This window comes from Rhizobium laguerreae, assembly GCF_019778565.1.
GTDB classification, from domain to species: domain Bacteria; phylum Pseudomonadota; class Alphaproteobacteria; order Rhizobiales; family Rhizobiaceae; genus Rhizobium; species Rhizobium laguerreae.
In genome coordinates this window covers 195,340-216,647 of the sequence record NZ_JAAXQT010000011.1, presented here as the reverse complement: position 1 = coordinate 216,647, position 21,308 = coordinate 195,340, and the positions used below count along the sequence as shown (strand labels likewise).

Here is a 21,308-nt window from a genome sequence, read left to right as displayed (position 1 = left end):
AACACGACGCCGACGGCAGTTGCCGATGCGGGGAATGCGACCGAGAAGGGTGGCGTGGCCAATGGTTCGGGCGGTGTGGTTGCCAGCGGCAACGTGCTGACCAACGACACCGATGCGGATGCCGGTGACACCAAGGCGGTGACGGCGATCCGCTTCGGCGCTACATCAGGTACGCTCGGCACGGCGCTGAATGGCACCTATGGCAGTCTCGTGCTCAGCGCATCGGGCGTCTATAGCTATGCCGTCAACGAGGCCAATGCTGCCGTGCAGGCGCTGCGGCAGTCGACCAACACGCTGAGCGATGTCTTCAGCTATACGATGCGTGACACGGCCGGCGCCACCGCCACGGCAAACCTGACCGTCACCATCCACGGCGCCAACGACGCGCCGGTGCTGGCGGTCCAGACGGCTAGCCAGAACGCTATCGTCGGCTCTGCCTTCTCCTTCACGCTGCCGACGACGACCTTCACCGATGTCGACAGTGGCGAGACCCTCACCTATGCGGCAACGTCTGCCGACGGCACGGCGCTGCCTGCCTGGCTGAGCTTCAATGCCTCGACGAGGACCTTCTCCGGAACGGCGACGACATCAGGTAGCTATGGCGTCAGGGTGACGGCAACCGACCTTGGCGGCCTCACCGCCAACGAAACCTTCAACATCGCCGTGTCGACATCAGGCAACACGACGCCGACGGCAGTTGCTGATGCGGGGGATGCGACCGAGAAGGGTGGCGTGGCCAACGGTTCGGGCGGCGTGGTTGCCAGCGGCAACGTACTGACCAACGACACCGATGCGGATGCCGGTGACACCAAGGCGGTGACGGCGATCCGCTTCGGCGCTACATCAGGCACGCTCGGCACGGCACTGAACGGCACCTATGGCAGTCTCGTGCTCAGCGCATCGGGCGTCTATAGCTATGCCGTCAACGAGGCCAATGCTGCCGTGCAGGCGCTGCGGCAGTCGACCAATACGCTGAGCGATGTCTTCAGCTATACGATGCGCGACACCGCCGGTGCCACCGCCACGGCAAACCTGACCGTCACCATCCATGGCGCCAATGACGCGCCGGTGCTGGCGGTCCAGACGGCCGCCCAGAACGCTACCGTCGGCTCTGCCTTCTCGTTCACGCTGCCGACGACGACCTTCACCGATGTCGACAGCGGCGAGACCCTCACCTATGCGGCAACGGCGGCCGACGGCACGGCGCTGCCTGCCTGGCTCGCCTTCAACGCCACAACGCGGACGTTCAGCGGCACGCCGACGACATCAGGCACCTACGGCGTCAGGGTGACGGCAACCGACCTCGGCGGCCTTGCCGCCAACGAGACCTTCAATATCACTGCGACAGTGGCGCCCGCGACCTACAGCCTGTTTAACGCCTCCAGCACACCGGCCCAGACGAACCTCAACGACGGTCAGCAGCTCGAGGTCGGCGTCAAGTTCCAGTCGAACGTCGTCGGTGATATTACCGCCATCAAGTTCTACCGCAGCGCCAACGACAACGGACAGAACGTCGTCGATCTGTGGACCACGACAGGCACCAAACTTGCCACCGCCACCTTCTCCAACACCACGGCAAGCGGCTGGCAGACGGTGAACTTCACAACGCCTGTCACCATCGCCGCCAATACCACCTATATCGCGTCCTACCACACCACCGGCGCTTACGTGGCGAGCAACAATTTCTATACGACCGCCGTCACCAGTGGTCCGCTGACGGCCCAGTCGAGCGCTGTCGCCGGCGGCAACGGCGTCTACCGCTATGGCGGATCCGCCACCGTAGGCATTTTCCCGAATGCCACCTTCAACGCTGCCAATTATTGGGCCGATGTGGTCTTCCGGCCGGCATCGACAACACCGAACACGACGCCGACGGCAGTTGCCGATGCGGGGAATGCGACCGAGAAGGGTGGCGTGGCCAATGGTTCGGGCGGTGTGGTTGCCAGCGGCAACGTGCTGACCAACGACACCGATGCGGATGCCGGTGACACCAAGGCGGTGACGGCGATCCGCTTCGGCGCTACATCAGGTACGCTCGGCACGGCGCTGAATGGCACCTATGGCAGTCTCGTGCTCAGCGCATCGGGCGTCTATAGCTATGCCGTCAACGAGGCCAATGCTGCCGTGCAGGCGCTGCGGCAGTCGACCAACACGCTGAGCGATGTCTTCAGCTATACGATGCGTGACACGGCCGGCGCCACCGCCACGGCAAACCTGACCGTCACCATCCACGGCGCCAACGACGCGCCGGTGCTGGCGGTCCAGACGGCTAGCCAGAACGCTATCGTCGGCTCTGCCTTCTCCTTCACGCTGCCGACGACGACCTTCACCGATGTCGACAGTGGCGAGACCCTCACCTATGCGGCAACGTCTGCCGACGGCACGGCGCTGCCTGCCTGGCTGAGCTTCAATGCCTCGACGAGGACCTTCTCCGGAACGGCGACGACATCAGGTAGCTATGGCGTCAGGGTGACGGCAACCGACCTTGGCGGCCTCACCGCCAACGAAACCTTCAACATCGCCGTGTCGACATCAGGCAACACGACGCCGACGGCAGTTGCTGATGCGGGGGATGCGACCGAGAAGGGTGGCGTGGCCAACGGTTCGGGCGGCGTGGTTGCCAGCGGCAACGTACTGACCAACGACACCGATGCGGATGCCGGTGACACCAAGGCGGTGACGGCGATCCGCTTCGGCGCTACATCAGGCACGCTCGGCACGGCACTGAACGGCACCTATGGCAGTCTCGTGCTCAGCGCATCGGGCGTCTATAGCTATGCCGTCAACGAGGCCAATGCTGCCGTGCAGGCGCTGCGGCAGTCGACCAATACGCTGAGCGATGTCTTCAGCTATACGATGCGCGACACCGCCGGTGCCACCGCCACGGCAAACCTGACCGTCACCATCCATGGCGCCAATGACGCGCCGGTGCTGGCGGTCCAGACGGCCGCCCAGAACGCTACCGTCGGCTCTGCCTTCTCGTTCACGCTGCCGACGACGACCTTCACCGATGTCGACAGCGGCGAGACCCTCACCTATGCGGCAACGGCGGCCGACGGCACGGCGCTGCCTGCCTGGCTCGCCTTCAACGCCACAACGCGGACGTTCAGCGGCACGCCGACGACATCAGGCACCTACGGCGTCAGGGTGACGGCAACCGACCTCGGCGGCCTTGCCGCCAACGAGACCTTCAATATCACTGCGACAGTGGCGCCCGCGACCTACAGCCTGTTTAACGCCTCCAGCACACCGGCCCAGACGAACCTCAACGACGGTCAGCAGCTCGAGGTCGGCGTCAAGTTCCAGTCGAACGTCGTCGGTGATATTACCGCCATCAAGTTCTACCGCAGCGCCAACGACAACGGACAGAACGTCGTCGATCTGTGGACCACGACAGGCACCAAACTTGCCACCGCCACCTTCTCCAACACCACGGCAAGCGGCTGGCAGACGGTGAACTTCACAACGCCTGTCACCATCGCCGCCAATACCACCTATATCGCGTCCTACCACACCACCGGCGCTTACGTGGCGAGCAATGGCTTCTTCGCCAACGGCGTCAGCAACGGTCCGCTGTCGGCGCTGTCCAGCGCTGCGGCTGGCGGCAATGGCGTCTATGCCTACGGCGGATCTGCCACCACAGGTCTCTTCCCGACCAGCACTTTTGACTCGGCAAACTATTATGCCGATGTGGTCTTCCGGCCGCAGCTCGCAGCTTGACGCGTCGAACGAGGTTAGAGACGGTTTCGAATGAGGCTTATAAAACGCAAATGACAGTCGCTCCGAATGCCCTCATTCAAGGGATGCCGATAAACAGCATCGACCGGCTGCCGGTCACAGTGCTCTCGGGTTTTCTCGGCGCCGGAAAGACGACGCTCCTCAGCCACGTGTTGACCAATCGCGAGGGCCTGCGGGTCGCCGTCATTGTCAACGATATGAGCGAAGTGAACATAGACGCCAGTCTTATTCGAGACGGTGGCTGTAACCTGTCGCATACGACGGAGACGTTGATCGAGCTCAGCAATGGCTGCATATGCTGCACCCTGCGCAACGATCTCCTGACGGAAGTGCGGCGACTGGCCGAAGAGGGGCGATACGACTATCTGTTGATAGAGGGGACCGGCATTGCGGAGCCATGCCCTATCGCGGCAACCTTTTCATTCCGCGACGAGAACGGTGTTTCGCTCTCCGATTTTGCGAAACTCGACACGATGGTGACCGTCGTCGACGCCGCAAGCCTCTTGGCCGATTACAGCAGCGCTGATCTGCTTCGCGATCGCGGCCTGCAGCGGGACGGTGACGACCGGCGCACGCTCATCGACTTGTTGGTCGACCAGATCGAGTTTGCCGATATTGTCGTGATCAACAAGATCTCGGATGCGACCGAGGAGGTCCGCGCGGAAGTCCGCAAGACGGTGGCTGCACTCAACCCGGATGCCCGCCAGGTGGAGACGGACTTCGGCAAGGTTTCTCTTGCAACCATCCTCAGTACGGGCCTCTTCGATGAAGCAAAAGCCGCCGCTCACCCGTTGTGGCACAAGGAACTGTACAATCCGGGCGACCATGTTCCGGAGACGGAGGAGTACGGGGTATCGAGCTTTGTCTATCGCACGAGACGTCCCTTCGACCCCAAGCTGTTTCGAGCATTCCTGGACGAGCCTTGGCCGGGGGTAATCCGCGCCAAAGGCCATTTCTGGCTTGCCACGCGCCCGCGTCACGTGGGTTTGATGTCGGCTGCCGGGGTGCAACGGCGCTGTGAACCTATGGGGCTCTGGTGGGCGGCCGTTCCCCGACAAGACTGGCCCAGCCATCAACAGTTTCGTCAGCATCTCGAGAGCCGATGGGACAGCGCTTGGGGCGACCGTCGGCAGGAGCTCGTGTTCATCGGTGTTGATATGGACGAGACAGGCGTCCGCACCGCGTTGGACGACTGCCTGGCCAGCTCGGACCCGCGGGACTGGTCGGCTCTCGAAGATCCGTTTCCGGCCTGGTAGCACGGGACGCGGGAGTACCGGCTCGACCGGCCCGACCGGCGAGACAATACCGAACTAGAGCCTTTCCGGGTTAGATTGAAGCATTCTGTTGGCTCAAACGGAGTCGGATGGTCGACCGGCCGGCGCGCGTCGTAGCCAAGTTCTACGGCCAAGCCGGCCGGTCGATCAGGCGGCCCGTTTCAGCCAACCCGAAGGGCCGGGCATCTTTCCGCCAGGGCAAAGGCGATCGGCTCGGACGTACCAAGGGGTATGCCCTTCGCCAATCGCCTCTGCCCTGACGAAAACCTGCTCCGGCAGAATGCTGCAATCTAACCCGGAAAGGCTCTAGAATTCCTCTTCACCCAGAGTCGGCCACTGAGCAGTAGCCGGAGGCAGCGTTGCGGCCTTGTCGGTCGCTTATGCGGTGAGGGTCATCATATCGGAGTACGGAGTATCACCCACATACCCCAGATTGCTGTCGTACATTCCCATACGAAAGCTGGCAGGATGAAGCCTTCCAATGTCGGTCGACGGGAAACGGGGACGCCACTCTTGCTGAGATTTCATGTGAGGAATCACGACTTTCTAAGTACTGCCGGCGGCATGCCGAGCGTCGGTCACCCACCCTCCGTCTGGACCGCACTGCTCGGAACTGCGACCGTGGTGTCTTCAAGCACCCAGGGTCCCTACGGTTTTGCTAATCAGGGCAGCGCAACCGTCCAATCCTCCTTCTCCGGCACGGTCACATCCTCCCTGATATCATCAGGCGACATGCAATCGTCCCCCCCATCGTCGACGGCGATGCCGGCGTCTGCGGGAGATGGCGGCGCGCAAGACAATTTCACCAAGACGGCGTCTACTGCGACGGTATTCCAGACGCCTCCCTCGACACTGCAACGCACCGTGCTTGCCCCGGATCCGTCCGAGGAGGCTGCGACACTGCCTGCCGCTCCCGCGCTCACGGGTGTTACCACCGATGCCGACACTGGAAGCACCAAGACGGCGGCGCCGGTCAGCTCTTCCAGCACTCTCGGCACGACTTCGTTGCGCCTTCAGGCCTCGATAGCATCTGTCTCTCTGGAGCCGATCCAGGACGTTTCTGCTGAGACGACCGCGGCCCCGACAGCACTGGCGGCACCGATGGCGGCGGTTTCGGCTGCGGCGACGCCCAACAAGATCGCGCTCGAAAACCTGAAGCAGGGCAACCCGATCAGCGAATGGGGTCTGGAGGGCGACGGTGGTGGCACCATCCAGGGCTTCGCTACCGAAATCAGCACGAATATCGGCCAGACGGTCGATTTCAAGATCGCCACCGATTCCACCCATTACCGCATCGATATTTACCGCATTGGCTATTACGGCGGGGCCGGTGCGCGCAAGGTGGACTCGATCGAGCAATCGCTGACATCGGCGCAGATCCAGCCGCACCCGATCGTCGACATGTCGCTCGGCCTCATTGATTGCGGCAACTGGTCGGTATCGGCGAGCTGGCAGATTCCCGACGATGCCGTCTCGGGCGTCTATTTCGCCAAGCTGGTGCGCGAGGATGGCACCGAGGATGCAAGCATCATCCCCTTCGTCGTGCGTGACGACGCCTCCACCAGCGATATCGTCTTCCAGACATCCGATACCACCTGGCAGGCCTATAATGCCTGGGGCGGCGCCAGCCTCTATTATGGCGAAGTGCCCGTCGATCCGGCCGACATGATCGGCTACCTGCCGCCGAACTGCAGCTGCGGCCTGACCGCGATCGGCCGCGCCTCGGCCGTCAGCTACAACCGCCCGATCATCACCAATACCAGCCCGATCGGCGGCCCGCATGATTTCGTCTTCGGTGTCGAGTCTTCGGCGATCCAGTGGCTGGAGCAGAACGGCTACGATGTTTCCTATATCTCCGGCGTCGATGCGACGCGTAGCGGCAGCCTGCTGCTGAACCATGATGCCTATCTCTCTGTCGGTCATGACGAATACTGGTCGGCCGAGCAGCGCGCCAATGTCGAGGCGGCCCGCGAGGCGGGTGTGAACCTCGCCTTCTGGAGCGGCAACGAGTGCTACTGGAAGGTGCGCTGGGAAAGCAGCATCGACGGCAGCGGCCAGGCCTATCGCACGATGGTCTGTTACAAGGAGACCTGGGGCACGAGCACGGATCCGAGCGCTACCGGCACCGGCACATGGCGCGATCCGCGTTATGCCGATCCGGGGCAGGAGCCGGAGAATTCGCTGACCGGCACGATGTTCCAGGTGGACAGCTACCGTTCCGATACGATCACCATCCCCTACGACTATTCGAACCTGCGCTTCTGGCGCAACACCGATGTCGCCGAGCTTGAGGAGGGCGAGACCTATAATCTGGTGCAGAACCTGCTCGGTTACGAGTGGGATTCCGACGTCGAGAACGGCTTCCGGCCGGATGGCCTCATCAACCTGTCGCTCTCCTCGATCGCGGTCAGCACCTATCTGCGCGACTACGGCACGACGGTCGGCGATGCGGTGGCGACCCACAGCCTCACCATGTACCGGGCCGAAAGCGGCGCGCTCGTCTTCGGTGCCGGCACCGTCTTCTGGTCCTGGGGCCTGAATGCCAACCACCAGGGAGCGCAGACGCCGACCGATCCCAACGTGCAGCAGGCGATGGTCAACATGTTCGCGGACATGGGCATCCAGCCGACCACGCTCGATGCGAGCCTGATCCTCGCGACCCAATCGACCGACGCGTTGAAGCCGACCTCGTCGATCTCGTCGCCGATCATTGGCGCCAGCTTCGTCGAGGGGCAGCGCGTCACCATCACCGGCACGGCGCAGGATTTCGGCGGCGGCATCATTGCCGGTGTGGAGGTTTCCACCGACGGCGGCCAGCACTGGTTCAAGGCCACCGGCCGCGAAAGCTGGAGCTATAACTGGGTCGTCCAGGCAAGCGGCACCTATACGATCCTGTCGCGCGCCGTCGACGACAGCGTCAATCTGGAGGCACCATCGGCCGGCAAACAGGTCACTGTTACCCTGCCGGGCACACAGGGCCTGTGGACGCTGGCGGAAAAGCCCGCGGTCGAAACGGCGATCGATCGCGATCCGGTCGAGCTCGGCCTGCGCTTCCAGGCGACGACGGCAGGCTCCGTGCAGGGCATCCGCTTCTACAAGGGCTTCTACAATACCGGCGACCACGTCGTCAGCCTGTGGTCCGGCAACGGAACCCTGCTTGCAACCGGCGTGTCGGTGGGTGAATCGCTCTCCGGCTGGCAGACGGTGATGTTCTCCTCGCCGATCCAGATCGCCGCCGGCACGACCTATGTGGCCTCCTATCACAGCAATGGATTCTTCTCCGTCACCGAGAACTATTTCAGCGAGCCCTATGCCAGCGGCGCGCTGAAGGCCGTCGATGGCGGCGGCGTCTTTGCCTATAGCGGCACCAGCACGTTCCCCGGTCAGAGCCCCGGCGGCTCGAACTATTGGGTGGATGTGGTCTTCGATGCCGGCCCCAACAGCCAGCCGGTCGCAACGGACGACAGCGGGCTGATCATCGGCCACAACGGAACGCTTGTTATCTCGATTGCCGCACTCGTCGCAAATGATGTCGATGCCAATGGCGATGCGCTGACCATCACCGCCGTCGGCAATGCCCTCAACGGCACGGTTGCTCTCAACACGCAGACCGGAACCATCACCTTCACGCCGGCTAATAACTATTCGGGGCCGGCAAGCTTCGCCTACACGCTGTCGGACGGGCGCGGCGGTACGGATCAGGGCAATGTCAGCCTCACCGTTCAGGCCGCTCCGGCCGGCGAGACGCTCTTTACGGGAAGCGAGGGGCCGACCGGCGGCAGCTTCAACGACGATACGGCGATGGAACTCGGCATGAAGTTCGTCGCTTCCTCAAACGGCACGATCTCGGGCATCCGCTATTACAAGGCTGCCGGCGATACCAGCGTGCATACCGGCTCCATCTGGAGGGCCGACGGCACACTTGTTGCCACGGTCACCTTCACCAACGAGTCGCTCTCCGGCTGGCAGACGGCAAACTTCTCCACGCCGCTGCAGATCACAGCGGGTGCGACCTATGTCGCTTCCTACCACACGACCGGCAGCTATGTGGCGACCGCAGGCTATTTCAACACGGCCCATACCAACGGCTCGCTGACGGCGCTCGCCGGTGCGAACGGCGTCTATGCGGTCGGATCGGGCTCGACCTTCCCGACGCAGAGCTACCAGTCGTCGAATTACTGGGTCGACGTCGTCTTCAACCAGTCGACGGGCAATACGGTGCCGGTCGCCGCCAACGACAACGGCTACACGACCTATTCCAACACGGCCCTGTCGATTGCCGCTGCCAACCTGCTTGCCAATGACAGCGATGGCGATGGCGACCCGCTGAGCATTACCGGCGCAAACGGCGCGGTCAACGGAACGGTGACCTTTAACAGCCAGACCAACACGGTGATCTTCACGCCGAACTCGGGCTATACGGGCGTCGCAAGCTTTTCCTATTCGATCTCGGACGGGCATGGCGGCACGGCTTCGGCCACCGTCAGCCTCACGGTCAATTCGCAGCCCGGCGGCGGCACGACCTCGAGCCTGTTTACCAGCGCCGACACCTCGGGGGTTACCGCCGCCAATGATGCCAACTCGGTCGAACTTGGCGTCAAGTTCATCGCTTCCGGCAACGGCCAGATCACGGGGCTCACCTATTACAAGAGCGCTCAGGATACCGGCACGCATGTCGGCTCGCTCTGGACCGCGAGCGGCCAGCTCCTTGGCCAGGCAACCTTCATCAACGAGACGGCAAGCGGCTGGCAGACGGTTTCGTTCACGCAGCCGATCAATGTCACGGCCGGCGTCACTTATGTGGCGAGCTACCATTCCAACGGCTTCTATTCGGCAACCGCGAACTACTTCACGACAGACTATACGAGCGGCGCGCTGACGGCGCCGGCAAGTTCGGGCAGCGGCGGCAACGGCGTCTATGCCTATGGCACGGGCAGCCTGTTTCCGACCGCCTCCTACAATGCCAGCAATTACTGGGTGGACGTGCTCTATCAGCAGGGCGCGCAGAATGCGGTTCCGGTCGCCGCCAATGACAGCGGCTACTCGACCAATACGGGCACGCCGATCACCATCCAGGCCTCGGCGCTGGTTTCAAACGACAGCGATGCCGATGGCGATCCGCTCACGATCACCGGCGTCAGCGGCGCCGTCAACGGCTCGGTCGCCTACAATGCCCAGGCTCAGACGGTGACCTTCACGTCGACCGCAGGCTATTCGGGACCGGCGAGCTTCAGCTACGCGATATCAGACGGCAAGGGCGGCACGGCCACGGCCCAGGTTGCTCTCACCATCAACAACCCGGCTGCAGGCCCGGAGCAGAACCTCTTTGCCGCCAGTGCGACGCCTTCAATCGTCTCCACCAACGACAATCAGCAGGTCAATCTCGGCATGAAGTTCCAGGCTGATACGGCTGGCTGGATCACCGGCATCCGCTTCTACAAGGGTGCCGACAATACAGGCCCGCATAACGGCTATCTCTGGACTGCCTCGGGCACGCTGCTCGGCAGCGTCGCCTTCAGCAACGAAACGGCAAGCGGCTGGCAGACCGCGACACTCACCCAGCAGGTGGAGATCGCCGCGGACACGACCTACGTCGTTTCCTACAGCACCAACGGCAATTATTCGGCGACCGGCAATTACTTCAGCGCCGATGTGACGAATGGCGACCTCAGGGCGCTCAGCGGCAGCAACGGCGTCTATGCCTATGGGTCGAGCGGGTTGTTCCCGAGCGCCAGCTATAACAGCACAAACTACTATGTGGACGTAGCATTCAGACCGCAGCTCGCGGCGTAAAAGAGGCGAGCGGGGAGTACCGATGACGAGTGCAGACAACAGACTTCCGGTCACGGTCCTTGCCGGTTTTCTCGGCGCGGGCAAGACGACGATCCTCAACCATGTCCTGCGCAATCGCGAGGGGCGCCGCGTCGCCGTCATCGTCAACGACATGAGCGAGGTCAATATCGATGCCGATCTCGTCCGTGACGGCGGAGCCAACCTGTCGCGGACGGACGAGACGCTGGTGGAGCTCACCAATGGCTGCATCTGCTGCACTTTGCGCGACGATCTTCTGAGCGAGGTCCGCCGGCTCGCTAGCACCGGCCGCTTCGACTATCTGCTGATCGAGGGGACCGGCATTGCTGAGCCGCTGCCGGTCGCAGCGACCTTCTCCTTCCGCGACGAGAGGGGGGCAGCGCTTTGCGACGTCGCGCGGCTCGACACGATGGTTTCCGTCGTCGATGCGGTCAATCTGCTGGCCGACTATGCGAGCGCGGAGTTCCTGAGGGACCGTGGCGAGAGCCGGGACGGAGACGACGAGCGTAAGCTGGTGGAACTGCTCGTCGAGCAGATCGAATTTGCCGACGTCGTGGTCATCAACAAGGCGCAGGATGTGCCGCCTGCAGCGCTTGCCGAGGTTCGCCGCATCATTGCCGCACTCAACCCCGATGCCCGCGTCATCGAGACCGGCTTCGGCCGGCTGAAGCTCGAGGCCATCCTGAATACCGGCCTCTTCAGCGAAGCGAGAGCCGCCCGCCATCCCCTCTGGCACAAGGAACTCTTCGGCTGGGGCGAGCATGTGCCGGAGACCGAGGAATACGGCATCTCGAGCTTCGTCTATCGCAGCCGCCGGCCATTCGATCCCTCGAGGCTGAGGGATTTCCTCGACAGGAAATGGCCGGGCCTCATCCGGGCGAAGGGCCATTTCTGGCTGGCGACAAGGCCCGACGAGATCGGCCTGCTATCGATTGCCGGTACGCAATGCCGCATCGACACCAAGGGTTTCTGGTGGGCGTCGGTGCCGAAGGCGCAATGGCCGCGTCATCCGCAATTCCACCAGCTCATCGACCGGCATTGGGACGAGGTCTGGGGCGACCGCCGCCAGGAACTCGTTTTCATCGGCGCCGGCTTCGACGAAGACGCAATCCGCACCGCGCTCGACGACTGCCTGACCGGTGAGGAGACAGGCATCAATCCGCAGACCACCGCCGGGCTTAGGGACCCGTTTCCGGCGTGGCAGCACGCACATTCAAATAGTTAGAGCGTCCTAATGGACGTAAGGCGCCTTAAGGTGAAGACGTTTTGATTATCAACCAGAGGAGAGAACAATGAGCAACGAACTTTATGCAGATGGCATCGGCGAGATCACCATCACCGGAACGATCGTGCGCATCGACCTGATGTCGCTCTCGGCCACCGATCGTGACGCCAACAACAATCCGAAGCCGGTCTTCCGCCAGCGCATCATCATGCCAGTCGATGCCTTCGCCAATGCGGTCGATCTCATGCAGAAGGCGCTTGGCGGGTTAGTCGAGGCGGGTGCGGTCCGTCGCATCGGCGATATGCCAGCTGCGGCTGCTGCCGATATTCAGACGGTGCAGGCCGGCGCTTCGAACGCCTCGCCGAACTTCAACTGAAAAATATTGCCTCGGTCTCGTATTGTTTCGGGTGGGCCATGAGTGGTTTTCTGCATACCAACCTGCACTGTCTTGCGCTCGTCGCTCGTCATCACGGCGTCGATCTTGCTCCTGAACGATTGCAGCACGATTATGCCGTCGGCAACGATCCCGTTGCCATGCGGCAGCTGCTGCGCATGGCCAAGGATGCCGGCCTCAGGGCAAGGCATCTGACGCTCGACTGGCGATCCCTGTTCCAACTCGGCGAGGCCTTCCCGGTGCTCGCCGAGTTGACGAACGGCAACTGGGTGGTCATCGCCGGCGCTGTCGGGAGCGGGGAGGATGAGAGAATCCGCGTTCTCGACCCGCTGGCATCACGCGCCGAGGTGATGATGCTCAGCGAAGAGCAGTTCGCCAAGGCCTGGCTCGGATCGGTGATCCTGCTGAAGCGCAACTATCGCATGTCCGATGAGGACCGGCCCTTCGGCTTCCGCTGGTTCGTCCCCGAGATCATCAAGCAGCGCAGCTTCTTCCGCGACGTCGCGCTCGCCGCCTTCGTGCTCTACGGGCTGGGGCTGACGACGCCGATCTTCTTTCAGCTCGTCATCGACAAGGTGCTGGTGCATCAGAGCTATGCGACGCTGACGGTTTTGACGGCGGGCATTGCGATCGCGCTCGTCTTCGACGCGACCTTCACCTTCCTGCGCCGCTATCTGCTGCTTTATGCGACGAACAGGATCGACATCCGCGTCGCGACTCGCACCTTCGGCCATCTGCTCAACCTGCCGATCGCGCTCTTCGAGCAGGCCTCGGCCGGCGTTCTCGTCAAGCATATGCAGCAGACCGGGCGCATCCGCGAATTCCTGACCGGCCGGCTGTTTCTCACGCTCTTAGACGGCGTTTCGCTGCTGGTCTTCGTGCCGATCCTGCTTCTCTACAGCGTCAAGTTGACGCTTGTCGTGCTCGGTTTCGCCGCCCTTGTCGGGCTCGTGGTGATGATGCTTGTCGGGCCGTTCCAGCGCCGGTTGCAGGCGCTCTACCAGGCCGAAGGCGACCGGCAGGCATTGCTGGTGGAAACCGTGCACGGCATGCGCACCGTCAAATCGCTGGCGTTGGAGCCGCGCCAGCGCAAGGTATGGGACGATTATTCGGCCCAGGCGATCTCCGTGCGTTTCCGGGTCGACAAGATCTCGACCATCGCCCAGGCGATGACCGGATTGCTGGAGAAGCTGATGAGCGTCGCGATCATCGGCCTCGGCGCGCTCGATGTCTTCAGCGGCGCGATGACGATCGGCGCGCTGGTCGCCTTCAACATGCTCGCAGGCCGGGTCTCGGGACCACTGGTGCAGATCGTCACCATGGTGCACGAATATCAGGAAGTCGCGCTCTCCGTGCGCATGCTCGGCGAGATCATGAACCAGCGGCCGGAGCAGGCGGGCCGCGGGCGAGGTGTTCGGCCGCATCTGCAGGGCCGCATCGAATTCGACAGGGTCAGCTTCCGTTATGGCCCGGATAGCGCGCCGGCGCTCGACAATGTCTCCTTCGCCATTCCGGCGGGCTGCCTCTTCGGCGTGGTCGGCAAAAGCGGCTCGGGCAAGACGACGATCACAAGGCTCATCCAGGGGCTCTATCAGAGCCAGGAAGGCCTCGTGCGCATGGATGGCTATGACAGCCGCGAGATCGACCTCGTGCATCTGAGAACGAGCATCGGCGTCGTGCTGCAGGATAGTTTCCTGTTTCGCGGCTCGGTGCGCGAGAATATCGCCGCCGCCAAGCCCGATGCCAGCATCGAGGAAATCATGGAAGTCGCCCGCATTGCCGGCGCCGAGGAGTTCATCGAGCGCCTGCCGCGCGGCTTTGACACGATGCTGGAGGAAAACGCATCCAACCTGTCAGGCGGCCAGAGGCAGCGGCTTGCCATTGCCCGCGCGCTGATCACCGATCCGAAGCTGTTGATCTTCGACGAGGCGACGAGTGCGCTCGACCCCGACAGCGAGGCGATCATCCGCGAGAATCTGAGCCGCATCGCTGCCGGCCGCACCGTCATCATCGTCTCGCACCGGCTTTCGACGCTCGTCGATGCCGATGCCATTCTTGTCATCGAGCGTGGCAAGGTCGCCGATATCGGCCGGCACGATCAGCTTGTATCGCGCTGCATGACCTATCGCCACCTGTGGTCCCAGCAGATGAGGCAGGTCGCATGAATGCGCACACCAGAAAACCCAGCGAGAACCTGCCGGTCCCTTCAGGCAAAGGCCCTTCAGACACGGCGCCCTCAGGCAAGGGAAGGGAACTGACCAACCGCCCGCCGCTGCCGCCGGCAATTGCCGAATTCCAGTCCGACGCCGTCGAGCTCGAGGAGCGCGCGCCGCCGCGCATTGCACGGATGACGCTCTACTGCGTGACGGCGCTGATTGCTTCGGCGATCATCTGGGCCTCGGTCTCGTCGATCGATGAGGTGGTGATTGCGCCCGGCAAGCTCGTCACCACCCAACCGACCATCGTCGTCCAGCCGCTCGAAACCTCGATCATCCGCACGATCGAGGTGAAGGCCGGCGAAGTGGTGCATGCCGGCCAGACGCTCGCGACCCTCGACGCCACGTTCAGCCAGGCCGATGTCGACCAGCAGCAGGCGAAGTTCTCCGCTCTCGACGCCCAGGTGAGACGCATCGAGGCCGAGCTTGCCGGCGACGACTACATGAAGATGGCGGGAGATACGCCCGACCAGGTGCTGCAGGCGCAGCTTTTCGGCCAGCGACAGGCCTTCTACATGGCGCAGCTGCAGAATTTCGAGCAGCAGATCGCCGGCCAGTCGGCCGCTCTTGCGGCGAGCAGGAACCAGGAGGCCGTACTCAACGACAGGCGCGATGGGCTCTCGCAGATCGAGGCAGCACGGGAGCGGCTCTATAACAAGCAGAGCGGCTCGCTGATCACGCTGCTCGGCTCGCGTGATGCCCGGCTCGACGTGGAATCCGACCTGACCGCCGTTCGCGGCCGGGCCGACGAGGCCGCCCACTCCTATGCCAAGCTCCGAGCCGACCGCCAGGCCTTCATCGAGGATTTCCGCCGCGCCGCAATGGAGCAACTGGTGGAATTGCGCGGCCAGCGCGACATGGCTGACGAGGAACTGAAAAAGATGGAACTGCGACGCAACATGGTGGCGCTGACCGCACCCGCAGATGCCGTCGTGCTCGATCTCGCCCAGCGGTCGGTCGGTTCAGTCGTGCGCGAGGCGGAGCCGGTCGTGACGCTGGTGCCGATCAACGTGCCGCTCGAAGCCGAAGTCTCGATCAACACCCGCGACATCGGCCGCGTGGCCGTCGGCAAGGAAGCCCGCATCAAGCTTGACGCCTATCCCTTCCAGAAATACGGCACCGCCTCGGGCGAGGTGAGAACCATCAGCCAGGACACGTTCCTCGCCGGCCAGCAGGAGCAGACAGAGACCCCGAGCCAGCCGGCCGCTCCCTTCTTCAAGGCGCGGGTCCTGCTTGCCGATACCCGGCTGAATGCCGCAGGTATGCCGGTGCGGCTGCTGCCCGGTATGACGGTGTCCGCGGAAATCAAGGTCGGCAACCGTACGGTGATCTCCTATTTCCTGTATCCGCTGCTGCGTGGCCTCGATAACGCAATACGCGAACCGTAGGACGTGACGGATCAGTTCGCCCCGACGAGATCCCGTGTGAGCTTCGAGGCAGATATTTCGCATCTCATAGCTACGCCTGATCTGCCCGCAGAACACGCGCCGCCGAGACCAGCGTCGCCCGGCCGTCAACGACCTTCGACAAAACCTCGATCCGCTGCAGATCACGCTCGCTCATCGTAATCAGTCCCATCCGCAATCTCCACCCGGGGAGTGTGACATTCCAACTTTGCAGAAACAGGACACTTCAACTTTGCGGCTACAACAAATTTGCGGCGTAACGGATATTATGGAACTCCACTGGAGTGTTAGGCTCATGTCGATCGCGCCGACGTCACTTACGGTCATTTGGAAATGAATTTCGCGGATTGCGTAGCTCAACCCCCACTGCCGCATCCGGGCGGTCCTCGAACGTCCGCTCGACCATTTTGGTATCGAAGTCTACGAAAGACCCTTGAAACCGCGCTGGAAAATGTCGGCCTGCGCTCCGGCTATCTCGACCGCTTCCCAAGCAGCTTTCGGACGGCGAGCGCCAGTGTATAGCCATCGCCCGCGCGCTGCTGATTAATCCAAAGCTCTTGATCTGCGATGAAATCCTCTCGGCGCTCGCTCAAGGAAAACATGCTCATGCTCTTAGCACGAGCTCGCCGTCGTACAACAGATCGCCGATACTGACACGCCGCATCGGCCTCAGCAAAGACCACTACGTGTCCCGCCCACCCGCCATGCTACATCAAAGGCCAGCCGGCATCGGCTGCCCGTTCGTCGGCCGCTGTCCCCGGCAGGTCGGGAGCCGACACGCCGGCGAACAAGAGCTTCAGGACCTTCGTCAACGCCTCGTCGCCCGATCCATTCAGGCGGATCAACCCCTGAAACGCTGATCAACACACCACCGGACGCTTACTGAATAGGCCAGACTCCGGTCGATCCTGCAGGAATTTGCCGAAGGGCTGGCGAGCTTGCATCCTTCAACGAAGGAGCTGTTACCCTGTGAAAGGTAACAGCTAGTAGCCGGTCATCTCCAGATATCCGACGCCTGACGTAGAGCCCCTGAAGTTGATCGGTCCCTCCCAATAAGGCGTCGAAGTCGCCATCCAGGACTGGTCGTTCAACGGTCTGGTCGTGATATCGAGTGACTTACCCGGCACGCGTATACGCCACTCTACCGGCATTTGGCGGCCATCGACGGTTGCGTTCCGAGTTGGCTGCAGTTGGATGTCATCTTTCGACAGAGGTGTCGTTCGCCCGTCCGCGGATATCCAGTTCGCGGAGATGAACCCGTCCTTGTCGTCACGAAGCCGAAAAGCCATCAGCTTCTCGCCGGAATTCAGGTGCAGTGAGAACCAGTCCCAGCCCGTCTGATTGGACGCAAGCGGCTGCGACGACCACTCCCGGTCCAGCCAAGCTTTGCCGGTGACCTTAACCGGCGATCCGGACGTCGTGATCGTCCCCGCCACCTCATAGAAAGGCTGTGAGTAGTAGTAGCTCGCCTGTCCGTTCGCCGACTTTACCGAAAAGCCTTTGTCACCCTGAAGAACGAGTGGCCCATTGGCCTTGAGGTTTAAGGTATATCTGAAGTCCGGCCCGCCGGCGAAGGCTGAAAGGTTGCCAAAGGTGTCCGAGCCGCTTTGCTCGGTGTCCTCCATCCGCCAGTCGTCTATCCACGCGCGAAAAGGCGTTGCCTGAACGCCCGCCTGCCCGATGCCTCCCCGGCCCAACCGCTCCGCAACATAGTGATGGCTCCGGGTGGTGATCGCTGCATGCCCGATCCAGACTTGCGGATCTGCGAAACCTGTCTTGTTTCCCGGAGCCAGCGCAGAGCGAAACAGCGTCCACTGCGCACCGTATTGCTTGCCATCATCACCGTTGAGATTGGCGGTCACATACCACCACTCAATGCGGTAATCAGGATGAGCGCCATGGGCGGCGGGGAAAGAAAGACCATTGCCACGCTCCGGGATCGCAAAACCTTGCGCATCGGATCCCAATCCGGCGAAGCCCTGTGCGAACGCCTGACCGCTTACGCAGATCATAGCCGCGGCCATCAGGAGGGACGCCAACTTTCTAACGTTCATTGGCGAAAATCCTCAGCAGGTCCGCAGGATTAATCGAAGCGAGGCGACGAACCGGTATCAGCACTGACAGCGATGCCGCTATGAAGGCGATTGCTCCCAGCCAAAGCCAATCCATTGGAAACACCGTCATTGGCAATCGCCAACCGAAGGCCTCCACGTTCACAATCTCAAGCAGGACCCACGCCAGGGCAAGACCAACCGGGACGGCCGCCACAAATGTTGTGAACCAGAGCGCAAGTGTCCGGGCAACTTCATAAAGCGCCAGATCCCGTCGCCGCACACCCATGGCCCACACCGGCGCCAGTTGAGGAAGCCGAATACCGGACAGTGTCAGAAGACTTGAGAACATGGCAAATCCTGCCACAGCAAGAGTGAGGACGTTTAACGCGCCCGTCACCCTGAATGTCTGGTCGAAGATCGCTCTCGATTGTCGCTTGAGCGAAGCCTGGTCAACGATCACGGTATCCGACAGACCAAACTCCTCGACCAACTGGCGCTTGAGAACCTGAGCTCGCTCGGGAGCCACCCGGACCCCGTAGCGAAGTTTCGGGACATCGGGGTAATGATCGACCAGGGTATTGATCCCGACGATCACTTGCCCGTTCGGGTTCCCATAGTCAGAGTACACACCGGCCACGGTTACACTCCAACCTCCAGGCATGACCAATGGCTGGCCGAGCTTGGCTTCGCCGCGACGCCACATCTGTTCGTTGATGAGGGCGCCCTGACCGGCAGCGATCTTCTCCCAAACGTCATTGTCGGAAGCGATCAGGGGCCAGTGCTCTCGGTAAGTTGGATCGTCCGCGACACCAAAGATCTGGATCTGTTCGCCACGCAGCTCGCCATCCACGCTCCAGATAGGCAGGACTGCCGTCGAGCGTTGCGGAAGCCAAACACGGAGCCGTGCCGCTTCCTCCTCATCCTTGGCCGTCACGTAAAGCTCGGCGGCCAGCCGTTGATCCAGCCAGCCGATGAACGTCAACCGGAAACTCGATACCATCGTGCCGACGCCGATGTTCGCCGACAATGCCAGTAGCAGAGCCATCAAAGCCAGCGACAGGCCGGGAAGCTGTATGCGGGTGTCTGCCCAGAACCATTCCATCAGGGCGCTCCGCGCCGTTCGCTGCGCTGCGGTCAGGATGACCGCAAGAAGTCCAGGCAGCATCAGAGCTGTTCCCAGAAGCAGGCAGCCAAGAACCGCAAAGCCCGCTACCAGCCCGGACGCAGTAATCGCAAGGACAGCCGCCAAGATCAGCAGAAACCCGCCGATTCCCGCCTGATAGGTAAGGGACCCAGCGGATTGTCTCGCCCACGCCCGCGGCTGGGCGGCAGCCAAAATCGGCAGCTTCCAAACCCGCCACAGGCTCTGAGCTGATGAAACAGCGGTTCCTCCGAGAGCAATTGCCAGTCCAGCCAACCACCACTCCGGCCGAATGGATAGCGAGCCTGACACATTCGCGCCGTAGAGGCCCCTGAGGGTCGCGGCGACACCCGGCATCAGAAGCCACGCAATGACGTAGCCGAGTATGACGCCGATCAACCCGGATATCAGCGCCAGCATCGAAAGCTCGATCAGGAGCATCGTAGTCAATGCTCGAAGGGAGATACCAAGCGATCGAAGTGTACGAAAAGTGCCTCGACGCTGCTCGAAGCTCAGGCCCGTGGCCGAATACACGATGAAGAGCCCGACGATGAAGGAAAGGAACCCGAAGGCGGTCAAGTTGACGTGAAAGCTGTCTGTGAGGCGAGCGACGTCTGGTTGTTCAGCCGGTTCGCGGATCGTCAATCCCGCCTGATCGATTGCTTCGGGGGTGATCTTTTGATCGGCTGCGACCACCAGTCGGTCGATCTTCCCGTGCCTATCGAGCAATCGATCGGCGACCGCTATATCGACGAAGGCGGCGCCGTCGGGAACGTTGCCATTGCTTTTGATGTTCATGTCCGTGGCGCCACGGAGCCGCTCGGCAGTCGCGCTCGATACGAGCAACTGTCCGCTGGCTGAAAAGAAGGCGGATAGATCTGAACCGCTGGCGATCGTCGCATTCTGGGTGTCCCTTGGCATCGTCAGAGGCTCGATGCCGACCAAACGGATCCTTATGCTTCCGAAGCGGTAGCTGCCCTCAATCACGGGCGAAACATTCAGGCCCGCTCGACGCAGGCTGCCATAGACCTCAGTCGCTATGCCGTCACCGTCCTTGGCGACGATCTGCCGGAGGTTGCCTTGCTCCAGAACTGATGTTGCCCGGGTATAGCTCGCTCTCGCCTCGGCGTTGATAGCCTGAACACCGGACCAGAGCGCTGTCGCAAGCGCAATCCCCATGACCAGTGTGAGAAGCTGGAGAGGTCTCCGACGCCAGTGTGACAGCAGGGCTACGAATGCAACGAAGTTCATTCGGCAATCTTCCCACCGCGAAGGACCACCGTCCGGTCCAGACGAGCAGCAAGCCTCGTGGAGTGAGTGACGAGAAGCAGAGCCGATCCCACTGTCCGGGCGAGATTGAGCATCAGATCGAGGACGGCATCGCCCGTCTGCTCATCCAGGTTGCCGGTTGGCTCGTCCGCAAGGATGAGAGGAGGTCGAGCAGCCAATGTTCGCCCGATGGCAACGCGCTGCTGTTGCCCTCCGGAAAGCTGCTCGGGATATCGGGCGGTGTATTCTTCCAGCCCCAGTTCCTCGATCAACTGCCTTTCCCAAGCGTGATCGTACCGGTTTGCAAGCTTGGCGTGAAATGAAATGTTGGCTGCGACGCTCAGGGATGGGATGAGGTTAAACTGTTGAAAAATCAGGCCGACCCTTGTTCGCCGGTATCGGGCCCGTTCGGTTTCTGCAGATAGCGCCAGATCGCTACCATCCATCACGACAGAGCCGCTGTCTGCACGGTCGAGCCCGCCTGCCAGATGCAGCAATGTGCTTTTGCCACTGCCGGACTCTCCGGTGAGCGCAACACTTTCGCCCGCAGCGACTTCCAAATCGATGCCCTTCAGGATTTCGATCGGACCCTCGGCAGTGGAATAGGATTTTCTGACGCCTGCGAGGGTGAGGATCATTTCGGTCTCTCGAGCACGGGGTTTGCAGAATGCAAAGACCTCGGGTCACCTAAGAACTTTCGAGAGGGATCGCAAGATCCGTGCGACAGCACAAAAACAGGAGATTCCTTGTCATTGCTTGATCACTAGCCGACAAGCGGTC

10 protein-coding genes are annotated in these 21,308 nt (G+C 62.1%); 7 read left to right on the top strand and 3 right to left on the bottom strand.

The annotated features are described in order from the left end of the window. The 7 genes from HFO71_RS29500 to HFO71_RS29470 form a co-directional block, all read left to right on the top strand. The coding region (locus HFO71_RS29500) for a DUF4082 domain-containing protein (RefSeq protein ID WP_221988786.1) at window positions 1-3,720 on the top strand (3,720 nt) is incomplete at its 5' end. A 50-nt stretch (window positions 3,721-3,770) separates the two neighbouring features. Then, on the top strand, window positions 3,771-4,994 hold the full coding sequence (locus HFO71_RS29495; protein WP_170269347.1) for a GTP-binding protein: 1,224 nt from the start codon (window positions 3,771-3,773) through the stop codon (window positions 4,992-4,994). Between the two features lie 486 nt (window positions 4,995-5,480). Beyond that, complete coding sequence (locus tag HFO71_RS29490) at window positions 5,481-10,805, top strand: DUF4082 domain-containing protein (RefSeq protein ID WP_221988784.1); 5,325 nt, start codon at window positions 5,481-5,483, stop codon at window positions 10,803-10,805. Window positions 10,806-10,827: 22 nt separating this feature from the next. After that, window positions 10,828-12,048 (top strand): GTP-binding protein, encoded by a 1,221-nt coding sequence (locus HFO71_RS29485; RefSeq protein WP_132614130.1) that lies wholly within the window; start codon window positions 10,828-10,830, stop codon window positions 12,046-12,048. A gap of 67 nt (window positions 12,049-12,115) precedes the next feature. Continuing rightward, the gene (locus HFO71_RS29480) at window positions 12,116-12,424 is read left to right on the top strand and encodes a hypothetical protein (protein WP_003549393.1); all 309 of its coding nucleotides are present in this window, start codon (window positions 12,116-12,118) and stop codon (window positions 12,422-12,424) included. A gap of 38 nt (window positions 12,425-12,462) precedes the next feature. Continuing rightward, window positions 12,463-14,607 (top strand): peptidase domain-containing ABC transporter, encoded by a 2,145-nt coding sequence (locus HFO71_RS29475; protein ID WP_065284875.1) that lies wholly within the window; start codon window positions 12,463-12,465, stop codon window positions 14,605-14,607. Further along, window positions 14,604-16,046, top strand: coding sequence for an HlyD family type I secretion periplasmic adaptor subunit (locus tag HFO71_RS29470; RefSeq protein ID WP_132614128.1), 1,443 nt, complete (start codon window positions 14,604-14,606; stop codon window positions 16,044-16,046). Before HFO71_RS29475 ends, HFO71_RS29470 begins: the two co-directional genes overlap by 4 nt. A gap of 1,001 nt (window positions 16,047-17,047) precedes the next feature. Here HFO71_RS29470 and HFO71_RS29460 read toward each other — a convergent pair. Genes HFO71_RS29460 through HFO71_RS29450 form a run of 3 tightly spaced genes read right to left on the bottom strand, consistent with a single transcriptional unit; the run spans window position 17,048 to window position 21,166 of the window. Continuing rightward, complete coding sequence (locus HFO71_RS29460) at window positions 17,048-18,118, bottom strand: lipocalin-like domain-containing protein (RefSeq protein WP_170269343.1); 1,071 nt, start codon at window positions 18,116-18,118, stop codon at window positions 17,048-17,050. Further along, window positions 18,108-20,510 (bottom strand): ABC transporter permease, encoded by a 2,403-nt coding sequence (locus HFO71_RS29455; protein ID WP_221988782.1) that lies wholly within the window; start codon window positions 20,508-20,510, stop codon window positions 18,108-18,110. Before HFO71_RS29455 ends, HFO71_RS29460 begins: the two co-directional genes overlap by 11 nt. Next, window positions 20,507-21,166 carry an ABC transporter ATP-binding protein gene (locus HFO71_RS29450; RefSeq protein ID WP_131641876.1) on the bottom strand — a complete coding sequence of 220 codons (660 nt, stop codon included), beginning with the start codon at window positions 21,164-21,166 and terminating at the stop codon, window positions 20,507-20,509. Before HFO71_RS29450 ends, HFO71_RS29455 begins: the two co-directional genes overlap by 4 nt. Between the last annotated feature and the right edge of the window lie 142 nt (window positions 21,167-21,308).